This window comes from Hyphomonas sp. ske169, assembly GCF_056850855.1.
Genome location: NZ_CP096146.1, coordinates 2,231,283 through 2,244,240, shown reverse-complemented (window position 1 = coordinate 2,244,240; position 12,958 = coordinate 2,231,283). Strand labels below are relative to the sequence as shown.

Here is a 12,958-nt window from a genome sequence, read left to right as displayed (position 1 = left end):
GAGGGCTTAAGGAATGACCTGGGAAACCGGATTTTCAGCAATCAATGTTCTGGTAATGCCGGCATGGGCTCTGTTGATCTTTCTGCCGCGAGCGAAAATCACAAAAGCGGCCGTCCACTCTATGCTGTGGCCGGTGCTAATTGGCGCCATCTATGCGACGCTTTTAATTGGGGCGATGGCGTTCGGACTGTCTGATCCGGACGCTGGGTTCTCTTTCAGCGGCGTCCAGGCACTCTTCGATCACCCGAATGGCGTTTTGGTCGGCTGGTCGCATTATTTGGTGTTTGATCTCTTTGTCGGTGCATGGATCGCGCGCGATGCGCAGCGCCGCGGCATCGCGCATTGGCAAACCATTCCGTGCATTTTAGGGTCTTATGTCTTCGGACCGGTTGGCTTGCTTCTCTATGCAATATTGCGGTTTGCGACCGGCCATGGGTTTATGCTCGAAGAGCGCTGATCGAAGAGGGAATCTCCTCGACTTGATAGCGACGCTATTGTGACAGCGTAATCAGGTGAGATGCGCCCGTCTGACACGCTAGACTGGCGCCGATCTTGCGTCTAAAGACCCCACAAATTCAGCATCTTGGCAAAAGAGGTTTCACTATGGCTCTTCGCGTCGCAATCAATGGCTTTGGCCGTATCGGTCGTTTGGTCCTGCGCTCTATCATCGAACACGATCGTAAGGATATCGAAGTTGTTGCGATCAACGATCTCGGTCCTGTCGAAACCAATGCGCACTTGCTTCAGTATGATACGGTGCACGGCAAACTGAACCAAGAGGTCACGGTTGACGGCGATATGATTCGCGTTGGCGATCGCGCTTTTAAGTGCACAGCCATCCGCAACCCGGCTGAGCTACCGCATGGCGACATGGGCATTGATATCGCTTTTGAGTGTACCGGCATCTTTGCGTCTAAAGAAAAAGCAGCGGCGCACCTCGAAGCTGGCGCTAAACGTGTTCTCGTATCTGCCCCAGCAGGCGGCGCCGACAAGACAATCGTGTTCGGCGTCAATGATGACACGCTCTCAGCTGACGACCTGGTCGTCTCGAACGCATCTTGTACCACCAACTGCCTGTCGCCGGTCGCAAAAGTTCTAAACGACACAGTCGGTATCGAGCGCGGTTACATGACCACGGTTCATGCTTATACCGGCGACCAGCCGACCCTCGATCGGATGCATAAGGATCTGTATCGGGCGCGCGCTGCAGCCAGCTCAATGATCCCAACCTCAACCGGCGCCGCGAAAGCGGTTGGCCTGGTCCTGCCAGAACTTGCTGGCAAGCTGAACGGCTCTGCGGTTCGCGTACCGACCCCGAACGTGTCGATGATCGACCTCGTCTTTGATGCGGGTCGCGAAACCAGCGTCGAAGAAGTCAACGCCGCGATTAAAGCTGCAGCTGACGGCCCAATGAAGGGTGTCCTTGGATATTCAGACGCGCCACTGGTCAGCGCTGACTTCAATCATGACGCTCACAGCTCAACCTTCGCAGCCGACGGTACCAATGTCACCGAAGGCACTTTGGTTCGGGTCTTGTCTTGGTACGACAATGAGTGGGGCTTTGCCACGCGGATGAGCGACACCGCCCTCGCTATGGCGAAATTCCTGTAAGGATCGCGATTGATGGCAGACTTTAAGACCCTCGACGATCTCGACCTAGTTGAGAAAGTCGTCGTCACCCGGATCGATATCAACGTGCCCGTCGAGGATGGGCGCGTGACCGATACCACCCGGATCGACAAAGTCGCACCAACCATCCTGAAGATCCTGGAAAAGGGCGGCAAGCCCGTCTTGCTAGCCCATTTCGGGCGCCCAAAAGGGCAGCCAAACCCGGACATGTCGCTACGCGTAACGGTTCCCGCGCTGGAAGCAGCTCTGGGAAAGCCAGTCACTTTCGTAGAACGTCCAGACCGCGCTGCGATCGATGCCACGCCCGCAGATGCTGTCATTCTGGTCGAGAACACACGATTCAGCGCGATGGAAGAAGCCAATGACCCGAAAATGGCCGGCTTCTTAGCCAGCCTGGGCGATGTCTATTGCAATGACGCGTTCTCCGCAGCGCACCGGGCCCATGCCTCAACCGAAGGCATTGCTCGTCTCTTACCGTCTTGTGCTGGTCTGCTGATGGAAGCCGAGCTGAAAGCGCTTGATGCAGCTCTGGGAACGCCGACACGGCCCGTCCTAGCCGTCGTCGGCGGCGCAAAAGTCAGCTCCAAGATCGATCTGCTTAAAAACCTCGTGTCGAAAGTAGATGCCCTTGCGATTGGCGGCGGTATGGCCAACACTTTCTTGGCCGCTCGCGGTTACAGTGTCGGCAAGTCGCTCTGCGAGCATGATCTGACCGACACCGCGAAGCAGATCGAAGCCAACGCAAAAGCCGCGGGCTGCGATATTCTCCTGCCAATGGATGTGGTTGTGGCGAAAGACTTTGCCGCCAACGCGCCCCACCGAACCTGCGGCCTCGATGAGGTCGCTGATGATGAGATGATCCTGGATGCAGGTCCGCAAACTGTCGCAATCCTGGCCTCCGCCCTCGATGCCGCTAAGACATTAGTATGGAACGGCCCCCTCGGCGCATTCGAACTGACGCCATTCGACAAAGCTACCGTTCAAGCGGCCCAAGCCGCTGGCACGCGGTGCAAATCTGGCAGTCTCATCGCTGTTGCTGGCGGCGGTGACACAGTGGCCGCTCTTAATCACGCCAATGTGGCACAGGACTTTACACATATTTCCACTGCAGGTGGCGCGTTTCTTGAATGGATGGAGGGCAAGCCTCTTCCTGGTGTCGAGGCGCTCAAAGGCAACTAAATGACGTCAAAATTCTTCTTCCGCTGGACCGATATGTTCACGGAAGCAGAGGCCGCCAAAAAGACAGCGGTGTCAGTTTCATACACAACTAACCAATCCGGGCTGGTCGCAAAACGCTGCCAGCCTTTTTTCTATCTTGAAAGGGACCTTTAAGATGGTGAATCAACACATGACGCAGCAAGCGGCTCAGAAAGACGGCTTTGTTGCTGCGCTTGATCAATCGGGTGGATCGACGCCAAAAGCGCTTAAGCTTTACGGCATCGAAGATGACGCGTGGTCGAATGATGAAGAAATGTTCGGCCTCATTCACGAAATGCGCGCCCGCATCGTCAAATCACCGGCTTTTACTGGCGACAAAGTCATGGGCGCTATTCTGTTTGAGCGCACAATGGACGGTCAGATTGACGGCATGCCGACGGCCAAATTCCTTTGGGAAAAGCGCGGCGTTGTTCCGTTCTTGAAAGTCGACAAAGGCCTCGCGCCTGAAGAAAACGGGGTTCAACTCATGAACCCGATGCCAGAGCTTGATGCGCTGCTCGAACGCGCAGTCGCAAACGGCATCTTTGGCACCAAGATGCGTTCAGTTATCCATGCTGCCAACGCCGAAGGCATTGCGGCGAATGTTGCCCAGCAATTCCAAGTGGGTCTACAGATCCTCAGCCACGGCCTGGTCCCGATTATTGAGCCAGAGATCAATATCACGATCGCTGACAAAGCGGCCGCCGAAGATCTGCTCTTGGCGGAGATTACCAAACAGCTCGACACCGTGCCGGCTGACAAACAGGTCATGCTGAAACTGTCCCTGCCGGAAAAAAGCAACCAATACAAAACCCTCGTCGACCATCCGCGCGTAATGCGCGTCGTTGCACTGTCTGGTGGATATAGCCGCGACGAAGCCAATCGCCGCCTCTGTGAGAATACCGGCATGATTGCAAGCTTCTCCCGCGCGCTTACCGAAGGATTGTCAGCCAAACAAAGCGACAGCGATTTCGATTCTCTGCTGGCGGGCACAATTGACAGCATCTATGACGCGTCTTGCGCCGGCTAACGCCCAATCAAGACATGTTTGGAAAAGGCGGCTCTTCCCTCGGGCCGCCTTTTTCTTGGCTGGCGGTTAGTTCTGAAGGCTGGCTGTGATGCTGGAATAGAGTTGTTTGATCCCATCGCGCGCGTCGCTTAGCACTTTCAGCCTGTGTTCGTCCGGTATTCCGTCTTCGCTCGCTTTCAGCGCCAGCGAAACGCATTCTGCCGCCGGAATGGATTGCACATCGTATAGCCATTCTTCTCGGTTAACAGATTTCATAAACGAGGAGAGTTTTCGGTCCCATGCCAAGGCAATCGCCGGCACTCCCAGTGAATAGGCAGCAATCACGGCGTGCATGCGATACGCGATTAACACATCAAGCTCCGAAATGATGCCGCTCAGCTCTTTTGGATTGCTTGCGGTCGGGAAGGAGAGGACGGTTTCATCACCCAGCGCTCGGATACGATCATACAAATCAGCCGCATACGTTCGATCTTCGGGGCTTCCATTTGTGAACACTTTCAAATGGAAACCTTGCTTGATCGCTTCCCGCGCGACATCAACATACCATTGGTCAAGATAGTCACGTGATGGGGTAAGCGCGGAGTGATACTTGATCGCCACATGGCTCATAATCCCCAGCCCGAGCACAGGGCGCGGCCCGGTCGCCGGTTTAGATTGAGACCGGACGGGCAAGTCATAGACTTGCTGCGCCAGTAGGCCAGGATCCCGTACGACCAGCGCTTGATGACCTGTCGCTTCTCCAAACCGGGTGTCCCATTGTTCTTTTGACTCAACGTCGCGAACAAAAACCCCTTTCACGTTCGGCTTGCGAAATGCCGCTCTGATCATCGCTTCGCCGCGAGGGCTCCAATCGCTGGCAACCCCAGCAGCATAGATAAAGCTTGGCAGACCAAGTTTCTCCGCTTCCTCAACCGCGAGTGACAGTTTGGTGGGAAAATTGAGGTCGATGTCAGACAATAAGTTTCCGCCACCAATCACAACCGCATTGGCGCCGTGCAATGAGCTAGCATAGTGAGGACGCCAGCTTTGCGCGGATTTAATCGCTAAAGGGATGCGAATGGCGTTGCGGCGCACCCGCGTGGGCATTTTTTCAAGCACCGACATGATTAGTGCTCGGCCCGCCATCTCATCGCCATAGGCTAGCCTTTGAGCGAGATCGATCGACCAAGTGTCCCGATCTGCGCCCAAGTTGATGAGTCCCTCTTCCAAGCACTCAGAAAGCAATCCGTCGCCTAAATTCGGGCTAAATTTAGCATTGAACAGCCTGATTTTCGGCGCAGCTGCGTGCGTGTAACCTCCGTCGAGGCCCCTGCTTTCACTGGCTTTTTTCAACTTGTTCAACTTATATCCCCAAAGTTGGAGCCTCCAGAACGATAAAACGCGGCAGCTCGCAAGGCATGCCGAGATCCTGGAACTCAATTCCCACACCGCGATCAAAAACCAACGCCGCACGTTTACAAGTCAGAAGTTTGCAAACCATGTGCCGGGTGTTTTCGGTATTCAACACGCCCTGTCATGGTAACCTAAAGCATTAAAAAAATTAGGCAAAAGTTGATCCGCGATGCGTAGCGAACCAAAATCTCTCATCTGGCGGCTAATCCACACCGGTCTCCTCTCGGGCGGGATGAGCGCTTTGGTGGCGCTGATTGTGACCATGGTGAACACTGGAATCGATTCCGGGCTTGGGGAGCGTTGGCTTATTGCTTGGAGCCTGGCCTATCCAGTTGCCTGGTTCGCCGCCCTGATTTGGGGGCCGAGCGCACGAAAACTCACCAATTGGTTGACCGGAACCGACCGAAAATCTTGACGAATAGGTCAAGTTGAGCGCAAACCCAGCCATCATGTCCGATCCGCAACGCGAACGCCCGCGCCTCTATTTGATCACGCCGCCGCAGATTGCGGACATTCCGGCATTTGTGGATCAGTTCCGCGCCGCTATACAAGGCGGCGACATAGCCAGCCTACAGATCAGACTGAAACAAGGCGATGAGATTGATACCGCAGCGACGCGCGAACTGGCGCAAGCGGTCAAACGCATTTGCCTCGCCGAGCATATTGCGCTGATCATCAATGACAGCCCGCAATTGGCCCGGGCGCTCGAAGCTGACGGCGTCCATCTCGGTATGAATGATATGGAGATTTCTGAGGCCCGCAGCATTGTCGGCGAAGACATGATCATCGGGGCGACCTGCAAAAACTCCCGTCACCACGCGATGATCGTTGGTGAAGCTGGGGCCGATTATGTCGCGTTTGGAGCATTTTACCCCAGCCAAACTAAGGCCGATACGACGCCGGCCGACCCTGAAATTCTAACCTGGTGCCAGATGTTCCTGACCCTGCCTTGTGTGGCGATTGGCGGGATCACATTGGACAATGCTGGGCCGCTGGTTTCAGCGGGCGCAGATTTCTTGGCGGTTTCCAGCGGCGTGTGGGACCACCAAGATGGTCCCGCCGCCGCGGTCGCAATGTTCAATCGCGTGATTGATGATGCGATGGCCGCTTCGAAAATCTAGTCCGATTTTGAAGGCGCGGCGCGGCCCGTCACTTGGTCGTGCAGCGATTTGTCCATGCGGAAATGCGCAAGAACAAATTCAGCCACAACGCGCAGCACCAAGATCGCAATGATGGCGCCTATCGGCGTTTTAATCATGCCCCAGAGCGCTGTATCCCAATCATTGTCGAGATAGGTCAGCCAGAACCAAAACCGGCGAACCGCATGCCACAGGATGCCAACAATCCCAAGATAATAGAGGATCCGCGTCAACGTCTCGCCCATGGATTTTTCAAAACTCAGAAAACCAGAAATCATGCCCATGATTACCCCTCCGTATTGAGCAATTTAGCATATTCAACCTCAAGCGGAGCGGTCTGTCCACAAAACTTGACCAAAGCGCCCGTCACCGCTACCCCGCGCGCTCTACTGATGAGGACGTCACATGGCCAAAATCAACGGCAACGAAATCAAACCCAATATGGTGATTGAGTATAATGGCAGCGTCTGGCGCGCGATGAAGTGCAGCCACGTGAAGCCAGGCAAAGGCGGCGCGTTCAATCAGGTTGAAATGCGCAATCTGTTCAATGGCTCGAAAGCCAATGAACGGTTCCGAGCCAATGAAACCGTCGAGCGCGTTCGCCTCGAGCAAAAAGACTTTCAATTCCTCTATGATGCTGGCGAAGCCTATGCCTTCATGGATCAGGAATCATTCGAGCAAATCGAGCTTCAAAAAGACTTTGTCGGTGATGATGGCGATTTTCTACAGGACGGGATGACCGTCGAAATCGAATTCTATGGCGACACGCCAATTGGCGTCGCGCTGCCGCAGCAGGTCACGCTGACAGTTGAAGACACTGAACCCGTCGTCAAAGGCCAGACAGCAGCAAATAGCTTTAAACCAGCCACTTGCGACAATGGCGTGCGCGTCACCGTCCCCCCTTTCATCGGTGTTGGCGAGCGGATTGTCGTGCAGACCGAAGACCGCACATATTTGCGCCGCGCTGATTAAGGCCCTTCAGACATGTCTAAACCCTCAGCGCTCGGCAATGTGATCATTGAAGCGGCTCGCAAAGCGGGGCGTTCGCTGGCCCGCGATTTCGGTGAAGTCGAGTTTCTGCAAGTGTCCAAAAAAGGCCCGGCGGATTTTGTCTCAAATGCCGATCACCGCGCCGAAGACATCATCTATGAGCATCTAACCAAGGCCCGTCCTGGTTATGGCTTCGTGATGGAGGAACGTGGCATTGTTGAGGGAAGTGACAAGACCAATAAATTCATTGTCGACCCTCTGGATGGGACTTTGAACTTTCTTCACGGGCAGCCGCACTACGCTGTGTCGATTGCGCTGGAACGCGAAGGAAAACTGTTTTCTGGCGTCGTTTATGATGTCGCTAAGAATGAAATCTTCTGGGGCGAAACCGGACGCGGCGCTTGGCTTGGCCAGCGCAAACTTCGCGTCGGCGGGCGAAACAAACTGGAGGAAGCGGTGATCGCCACAGGAACGCCGTGGGTTGGTAAATCTGAGGAATATCACGATCGCTTCGCGCGTGAGATCCAAGTCATGACCCGCAGCGTCGCAGGCATCCGTCGCTATGGTTCGGCGGCCTTGGACTTGGCGTGGGTGGCGGCTGGCCGGTTTGACGGGTTTTGGGAAAGTCATCTTAAGGCCTGGGATATCGCCGCTGGAATGGTCTTGGTCAGAGAGGCGGGTGGCGCAGTCACCGAACTAAACGGCAAAGGTGATCCATTGGTTTCAGGATCGGTGCTTGCGAGTAATTCCGATCTGTTGCCGCTGCTCGAAAAGCGCTTACGCCAAGCTGGGGCCAGACCCCCAAATGTCGACTGATCAAACGCCGGAACCCAAGATGGGCAATGGCCCTATCACGCGCCTACGCGCGGGAATCGCTTGGCTCAATGCGAACAAGAAACAATTTTTTTGGTGGTGGGTCGGCTATCAAGCCGTCAAAGGCATGCTGACCCTATCATTGATCTGGATTCCGCTCTTGTTGATTTGGCTTCGCGCCCGCGGCGAGGCCTAGCCAAACACCGACGCATAGGCAGCTGAGGCGATCGCCAATCCGGCGGCAGACCCCCCGGCAATCACCACGCGTTTCAGCAATTTGTTCACCGACAAACGTTTGAAAAAGAACACAAATAGCGCGATCAAAGGCAGGATTCCCGCCAGATACGCGATAGCGAGAAAGAAGCTCAGCCCTGCTTCGTCACCACTTTCGACCTCTGGCGGCACGGTTGATGTATCGGGAGCAGCTGGATCCACAGTAGGCGGCGGCTCAGTCCCTTCACCAAAAGTATCATCCCACATCATCAGTTGGCCCGTCATTTCTGCGCATGAGCTGCCATAGAAGGAGACGTTCTCGACGCCTGATTTGCACTGGGAATTGAAGTGATTGATCTCAACAATCGGTGTGATGACCTGCACCGCAATTGCGAACAAGATCACCAAAAACGCATACGGAATCAGGAAGAATCGAAAGATATATTTGGTGCCCATCGCCTCTTCACGGGCGACGGAGGACCAGACGATAAGCGTTCCTGACACCGCGATGGCAATGGCCATCACGTCGAGCCCGTTAATTGTCCAACCGAACGAGATTTTGAAGAAATTCGCAATCAGCGGAAAGATGCCCGCAAACAAGCTAGAGATAAACTTTAGCGGACCAATCAGTGTGAACACCATGCCGATCAGCTTGATCAATTGCATGATCAAAAACCCAACGCCAAGCGTATCCGATATGGATCGCAGCACTTGCCACATAAAACCAATCCCTCTCTCCGAGGTGGAGTTTGGCAAACTTAATGAAACTTCACAAGCAAGCGGTGATCAGGCTTTTTAGCGGTCGAGTTCGATATCCCAATAGAGATAGTCCATCCACGTCTCGTGTAGGTGATGCGGTGGGAATTTACGTCCCATTTCCTGCAAATAATAATTGCTGGGGCGCTCTGGCTTGCGGTTTGGATGCATCGCGCAATCCTTTGGCATCCGCCCGCCTTTTTTGAGATTACAGGGCGAGCATGCCGCGACAATATTCTCCCAAGTGGTCTGGCCACCTTTCGAGCGCGGGATCACGTGATCAAAGGTCAAATCATCTGGCGAACCGCAATAGACGCACTTAAACCCGTCACGCAGAAACACATTGAAACGCGTGAAAGCTGGCACCCGGTCCTGCCGGACAAATTCCCGCAAAGCGATGACCGATGGCAAGCGCATTTCAAAGCTCGGGCTGCGGACATAATGATCATATTCAGCAATGATATCGACCCGGTCGAGAAACACAGCTTTTACAACGTCCTGCCACGGCCAGAGCGAGAGCGGATAATAGGATAGTGGACGGTAGTCCGCGTTCAAAACAAGAGCTGGGCGGCCATTCGGCGGGGCGGAAAGAACCTCAGCCATGACAAAATCTCTCTGTCATGAGGGCGGTCGGGTATCGAACCTTCGTCTTGAAAGCGGGCGCTCCTTTTAGTGTGTGCACAGCCTTACTGATTCGCTGTAACGATCATATGACAGCCGCTTTGGCCGTCCAGGTCAAATCAAAACGCGAATTTCTTTGGGCAGCACACGGCCAAAATCGCTCAATCGCGGACCGAGTGGAGCCAATCATATAGGAGGTGCGCCGCCACGGCGCGATGCGGACGCCAGCCGTCTGCGAGCTCGGAAAACGCCTTCGCAGACAGCCGCGCTTCCGCACCTGACAAACGTTTATGCGCTTCCATCAAGCCGACATCGCCATGCGGAAACGCGTCCAAATGGCCAAGCGCCGTCATTAAAAAGGTCTCCGCCGTCCAAGGCCCTATCCCGCGAACAGAGACCAGCCTTTTCCGGGCCGCATCAATCGGGATCTGCGCCAGCACGTCAAAATCGAGCACGCCCGATTGGACCGCTTCGGCGATTGCAATCAGATGGCCGAGTTTCGGTCGGGACAGACCGCAGGCCAACAAGCGCTCTGGATCATCTGCAAGCACCGCGCGCGGCGTTAGCTCTGTGTGGCGGGCGCACACCCGTCCCCAAATCGCATCGGCCGCTTTGGTCGAGATCAGTTGATAGACGACAATTTGCGCGAGGCTTTGATAATTAGCGGGACGGCCACGCCAGTTCGGCAAATCCACCTTGCCATAGGCCTGTTTTAATTCTGGATCGGTTGCCGCGAGCGCTTCACACGCCGCGCGCAACACTGCTTCGCGGGGCGCCGTCATTTAAGGTCCGCGCGTGTCCGGCCTTGAGCGGCGAGCCCCTCATCAAGCAACCGGTCGCTGCCCGCTTCCAATCGCGCTTCTAGCTCAGCCAGCATCGCTTTGGGGTTCATGCCTGGCGTGATCGGCGGCAGGACTTCATAAACAACCTTACCCGGTGTCCGCACCATGCCATGAGCAGGCCAGCACAGACCGGAATTGGTCGCCAGTGGCAGCATTGGAACGTCCAGTGTCTTATAAAAGGCGCGCACGCCCGCGGGCTTACAGTCCGGCGCGGCCCCAGGATCGCTGCGCGTACCTTCCGGATAGATCAGCATTTGCCGGCTTTCCCCGACCACACGAGCCTGCGCGGCGGCGAGCATTTTGCGCATCGTCTTCGCGCCGCCCGCCCGGTCAATCGCCAGCATACGCGTTTTCATCGCATACCAACCGAGCGCCGGATACCAAAGCAGCTCGCGTTTCATAACCAGGACAGGGTCATCAAAAATCAAAAAAGGAACAAACACATCCAGCATGGCCTGATGTTTCCCAGCAATCAGAAGCGGGCCACCCGATACATGCTCCAGTCCGCGAAATTCGACGTGAACGCCGCAAATCCACTTCAGGCCGAGCACGACCGTGCGCGCATAGAGGCGAATGACCCATAAGATCGCACCGCGCGGCAGGAATAGAGTCGGCAAAGCCAGAATGCCGAGCACCGCCATCCAGCCATACAGCCAAATCACATAAATAAACGACCGGATTGCGTTCACAGTGTTTCCTTAAGCGATGCCAGCACCGTCAATCGCGCGGCCATTCGAGCGGCAAGTCCTGCCATAATCGGGGTCACCAAAAGGATAACAATGTCCCAAAAATCCAAGCTGAGCCGCGGTAAAAGTTGCGATTCCACGCCTTGCGAGCCGCTGCCGGTAAACACAATCAGGGCGGTGACCATCAAAGCGGCGACCGCGCCACCAAGCCCAGCTTGCAGCGCCAAGATCCAGAACCGGCGTTCAAACAAGCCCGCAATATAGCGGTCCTCTGCCCCTGACAGGTGCAACACATCGACAATATCCCGCCGCGCCAAAAGAGCAGCATGAGTGGCAAAGGCGATCACCGCGATCGCTGTCGCCGAAAGCAGCGCCACAATCGAGAGTGCCACCAATCGCAAAACCCCTAAAGCGCCGCGAACATTATCCGCATAGCCGGCATTGCCTGCTACATCGCCATCAACGCCAAACTCATCAAGCAGGCGGTTTATATCATCACTGGGATCCCCGACCGCCATGTCCGCTTGTACGACCATCAGCATCGGGATGGGCAAGCCATCTGGCATCCCGCCCGGGCCAAGGCTTGGCTCCAGCAGCGTTTCAACCTCTTCGCGGGTTAGAACGCGCGCTTCAAAAACATTGGCCAGCGCGCCGGTTCGATCAGCAAGCTGTTCCGCTGTGCGCCGGTCCGTGTCGCGCATAACCACCGTAATATCGCCTTCAATCTGCGCCCCCCACGCTTCGGCGGCTTTATAGGTGCCGCGTGTGGTGAGAGCAGCGAGCGCAGCGAGAAAACACAGCGCGCCAATGACAAAGAAAAGCGCAGCTTCGCGGGCGTCGCTGGCGGGCAGAAGGGGTGACTCGCGGCGGCTCATTGCGCGGCTCCATACTCGACATCCCGCACCAATAGTCCGTCATTCAGGCGCAAGACCGGGACATCAAACTCGCGAATGAGGTCTAGATCATGTGTTGCAATCAAGATGGTCGTGCCGACGCGCTTATTCAGCTCCGCAAATAGGCGCAGAATTTTCCGGCCCATTTCAGGATCAACATTGCCGGTCGGTTCGTCCGCGATGAGCAGATCTGGCTTATTGATGAGGGCTCTCGCAATTGCCACACGCTGCTGTTCACCGCCTGAGAGCGATGGCGTTGGCGCATCCACTCGTTCGCCCAAACCAACCCAGCGAAGCAGGTCGATGACTTCGTTTTTGTATTGGTCAGATTTCTGCCCGGCGACACGCAGCGGCAGGGCAACATTCTCAAATGCGGTCAGATGATTGAGCAGCCGGAATTCTTGGAACACGACCCCAATTCGGCGCCGCATCGCCGCCAACTGCTTGCGTTTCAGCTCATGGGTTTGCCGCCCAAAAAGACGGATGGCGCCGCGCGTCGGCCCATGCGCCAAATACATCAGCTTCAGCAAGGACGACTTCCCTGCCCCAGACGGACCGGTCAAAAATGTGAAACTGCCTTGGCGCAACACCAAGTCGAGCTCGGTCAACACTTCCCCAGTGCGTTCATAGGTCAAACTCACCCCGTCCAGGCGGACTGCGGGCTCATCGCTAAGATCAGGTCGAAAGCGAGTCATGTTCATCCTTCAGCAATAGGCTTTAGGGCATATCGACTATTCCTAAAAATTGCGCGAATGTC

Annotated in this window: 17 protein-coding genes; 9 read left to right on the top strand and 8 right to left on the bottom strand. The window is 55.6% G+C overall.

What is annotated here, in order from left to right; translation table 11 throughout:
* Positions 1-13: 13 nt before the first annotated feature.
* The 4 genes from MY069_RS10940 (at position 14) to MY069_RS10925 (ending at position 3,856) form a co-directional block, all read left to right on the top strand.
* Entirely contained in the window at positions 14-457 is a 444-nt protein-coding gene (locus MY069_RS10940; protein ID WP_482793821.1) for an ABA4-like family protein, read from the top strand.
* Between the two features lie 146 nt (positions 458-603).
* Positions 604-1,611 (top strand): type I glyceraldehyde-3-phosphate dehydrogenase, encoded by a 1,008-nt coding sequence (gap, locus tag MY069_RS10935; RefSeq protein WP_482793820.1) that lies wholly within the window; start codon positions 604-606, stop codon positions 1,609-1,611.
* Positions 1,612-1,623: 12 nt separating this feature from the next.
* The gene (locus MY069_RS10930) at positions 1,624-2,808 is read left to right on the top strand and encodes a phosphoglycerate kinase (protein ID WP_482793819.1); all 1,185 of its coding nucleotides are present in this window, start codon (positions 1,624-1,626) and stop codon (positions 2,806-2,808) included.
* 154 nt (positions 2,809-2,962) lie between these two features.
* Positions 2,963-3,856 (top strand): fructose bisphosphate aldolase, encoded by an 894-nt coding sequence (locus MY069_RS10925; protein WP_482793818.1) that lies wholly within the window; start codon positions 2,963-2,965, stop codon positions 3,854-3,856.
* A gap of 66 nt (positions 3,857-3,922) precedes the next feature.
* Here the strand turns inward: MY069_RS10925 and MY069_RS10920 are convergent, their stop codons facing one another.
* The gene (locus MY069_RS10920; protein ID WP_482796699.1) at positions 3,923-5,284 is read right to left on the bottom strand and encodes a polysaccharide pyruvyl transferase family protein; all 1,362 of its coding nucleotides are present in this window, start codon (positions 5,282-5,284) and stop codon (positions 3,923-3,925) included.
* Between the two features lie 133 nt (positions 5,285-5,417).
* On the opposite strand from MY069_RS10920, the gene MY069_RS10915 reads away from it, so the two are divergent.
* The gene (locus MY069_RS10915; RefSeq protein ID WP_482793817.1) at positions 5,418-5,663 is read left to right on the top strand and encodes a DUF2798 domain-containing protein; all 246 of its coding nucleotides are present in this window, start codon (positions 5,418-5,420) and stop codon (positions 5,661-5,663) included.
* A gap of 13 nt (positions 5,664-5,676) precedes the next feature.
* The gene (thiE, locus tag MY069_RS10910) at positions 5,677-6,369 is read left to right on the top strand and encodes a thiamine phosphate synthase (RefSeq protein WP_482793816.1); all 693 of its coding nucleotides are present in this window, start codon (positions 5,677-5,679) and stop codon (positions 6,367-6,369) included.
* On the opposite strand, the gene MY069_RS10905 is transcribed toward thiE, so the two are convergent.
* Complete coding sequence (locus tag MY069_RS10905; RefSeq protein WP_482793815.1) at positions 6,366-6,671, bottom strand: DUF4282 domain-containing protein; 306 nt, start codon at positions 6,669-6,671, stop codon at positions 6,366-6,368. The two genes, thiE and MY069_RS10905, sit on opposite strands and share 4 nt — an antisense overlap.
* A 121-nt stretch (positions 6,672-6,792) precedes the next feature.
* Here MY069_RS10905 and efp point away from each other — a divergent pair, with 121 nt between their 5' ends.
* The 3 genes from efp to MY069_RS10890 are packed head-to-tail and all read left to right on the top strand — an operon-like array spanning position 6,793 to position 8,386.
* Positions 6,793-7,359: an elongation factor P gene (gene efp, locus MY069_RS10900; protein WP_482793814.1), complete on the top strand. Its 567-nt coding sequence runs from the start codon at positions 6,793-6,795 to the stop codon at positions 7,357-7,359.
* A gap of 12 nt (positions 7,360-7,371) precedes the next feature.
* Positions 7,372-8,193, top strand: coding sequence for an inositol monophosphatase family protein (locus MY069_RS10895; protein WP_482793813.1), 822 nt, complete (start codon positions 7,372-7,374; stop codon positions 8,191-8,193).
* Positions 8,183-8,386 (top strand): hypothetical protein, encoded by a 204-nt coding sequence (locus MY069_RS10890; RefSeq protein ID WP_482793812.1) that lies wholly within the window; start codon positions 8,183-8,185, stop codon positions 8,384-8,386. Before MY069_RS10895 ends, MY069_RS10890 begins: the two co-directional genes overlap by 11 nt.
* Here the strand turns inward: MY069_RS10890 and MY069_RS10885 are convergent.
* From MY069_RS10885 to ftsE, 6 genes are all read right to left on the bottom strand, one after another.
* Positions 8,383-9,123: a hypothetical protein gene (locus MY069_RS10885; RefSeq protein ID WP_482793811.1), complete on the bottom strand. Its 741-nt coding sequence runs from the start codon at positions 9,121-9,123 to the stop codon at positions 8,383-8,385. The genes MY069_RS10890 and MY069_RS10885 overlap by 4 nt on opposite strands.
* Before the next feature lie 75 nt (positions 9,124-9,198).
* Complete coding sequence (locus MY069_RS10880; RefSeq protein WP_482793810.1) at positions 9,199-9,762, bottom strand: HNH endonuclease; 564 nt, start codon at positions 9,760-9,762, stop codon at positions 9,199-9,201.
* A 179-nt stretch (positions 9,763-9,941) separates the two neighbouring features.
* Positions 9,942-10,562: a DNA-3-methyladenine glycosylase family protein gene (locus MY069_RS10875; protein ID WP_482793809.1), complete on the bottom strand. Its 621-nt coding sequence runs from the start codon at positions 10,560-10,562 to the stop codon at positions 9,942-9,944.
* Positions 10,559-11,311, bottom strand: coding sequence for a lysophospholipid acyltransferase family protein (locus MY069_RS10870; protein WP_482793808.1), 753 nt, complete (start codon positions 11,309-11,311; stop codon positions 10,559-10,561). Before MY069_RS10870 ends, MY069_RS10875 begins: the two co-directional genes overlap by 4 nt.
* A complete protein-coding gene (locus MY069_RS10865; RefSeq protein WP_482793807.1) occupies positions 11,308-12,183 on the bottom strand; it encodes a cell division protein FtsX in 876 nt (291 codons plus the stop codon). Before MY069_RS10865 ends, MY069_RS10870 begins: the two co-directional genes overlap by 4 nt.
* Entirely contained in the window at positions 12,180-12,896 is a 717-nt protein-coding gene (gene ftsE, locus MY069_RS10860; protein WP_482793806.1) for a cell division ATP-binding protein FtsE, read from the bottom strand. The genes MY069_RS10865 and ftsE overlap by 4 nt, the downstream gene beginning before the upstream one ends.
* Between the last annotated feature and the right edge of the window lie 62 nt (positions 12,897-12,958).

Coding starts and splice junctions, on each gene's coding strand:
- MY069_RS10940 (WP_482793821.1), top strand. CDS start 14: ATGACCTGGGAAACCGGATTTTCAGCAATCAATGTTCTGGTAATGCCG.
- gap (WP_482793820.1), top strand. CDS start 604: ATGGCTCTTCGCGTCGCAATCAATGGCTTTGGCCGTATCGGTCGTTTG.
- MY069_RS10930 (WP_482793819.1), top strand. CDS start 1,624: ATGGCAGACTTTAAGACCCTCGACGATCTCGACCTAGTTGAGAAAGTC.
- MY069_RS10925 (WP_482793818.1), top strand. CDS start 2,963: ATGGTGAATCAACACATGACGCAGCAAGCGGCTCAGAAAGACGGCTTT.
- MY069_RS10915 (WP_482793817.1), top strand. CDS start 5,418: ATGCGTAGCGAACCAAAATCTCTCATCTGGCGGCTAATCCACACCGGT.
- MY069_RS10905 (WP_482793815.1), bottom strand. CDS start 6,671: ATGGGCATGATTTCTGGTTTTCTGAGTTTTGAAAAATCCATGGGCGAG.
- efp (WP_482793814.1), top strand. CDS start 6,793: ATGGCCAAAATCAACGGCAACGAAATCAAACCCAATATGGTGATTGAG.
- MY069_RS10895 (WP_482793813.1), top strand. CDS start 7,372: ATGTCTAAACCCTCAGCGCTCGGCAATGTGATCATTGAAGCGGCTCGC.
- MY069_RS10890 (WP_482793812.1), top strand. CDS start 8,183: ATGTCGACTGATCAAACGCCGGAACCCAAGATGGGCAATGGCCCTATC.
- MY069_RS10885 (WP_482793811.1), bottom strand. CDS start 9,123: ATGTGGCAAGTGCTGCGATCCATATCGGATACGCTTGGCGTTGGGTTT.
- MY069_RS10880 (WP_482793810.1), bottom strand. CDS start 9,762: ATGGCTGAGGTTCTTTCCGCCCCGCCGAATGGCCGCCCAGCTCTTGTT.
- MY069_RS10875 (WP_482793809.1), bottom strand. CDS start 10,562: ATGACGGCGCCCCGCGAAGCAGTGTTGCGCGCGGCGTGTGAAGCGCTC.
- MY069_RS10865 (WP_482793807.1), bottom strand. CDS start 12,183: ATGAGCCGCCGCGAGTCACCCCTTCTGCCCGCCAGCGACGCCCGCGAA.
- ftsE (WP_482793806.1), bottom strand. CDS start 12,896: ATGACTCGCTTTCGACCTGATCTTAGCGATGAGCCCGCAGTCCGCCTG.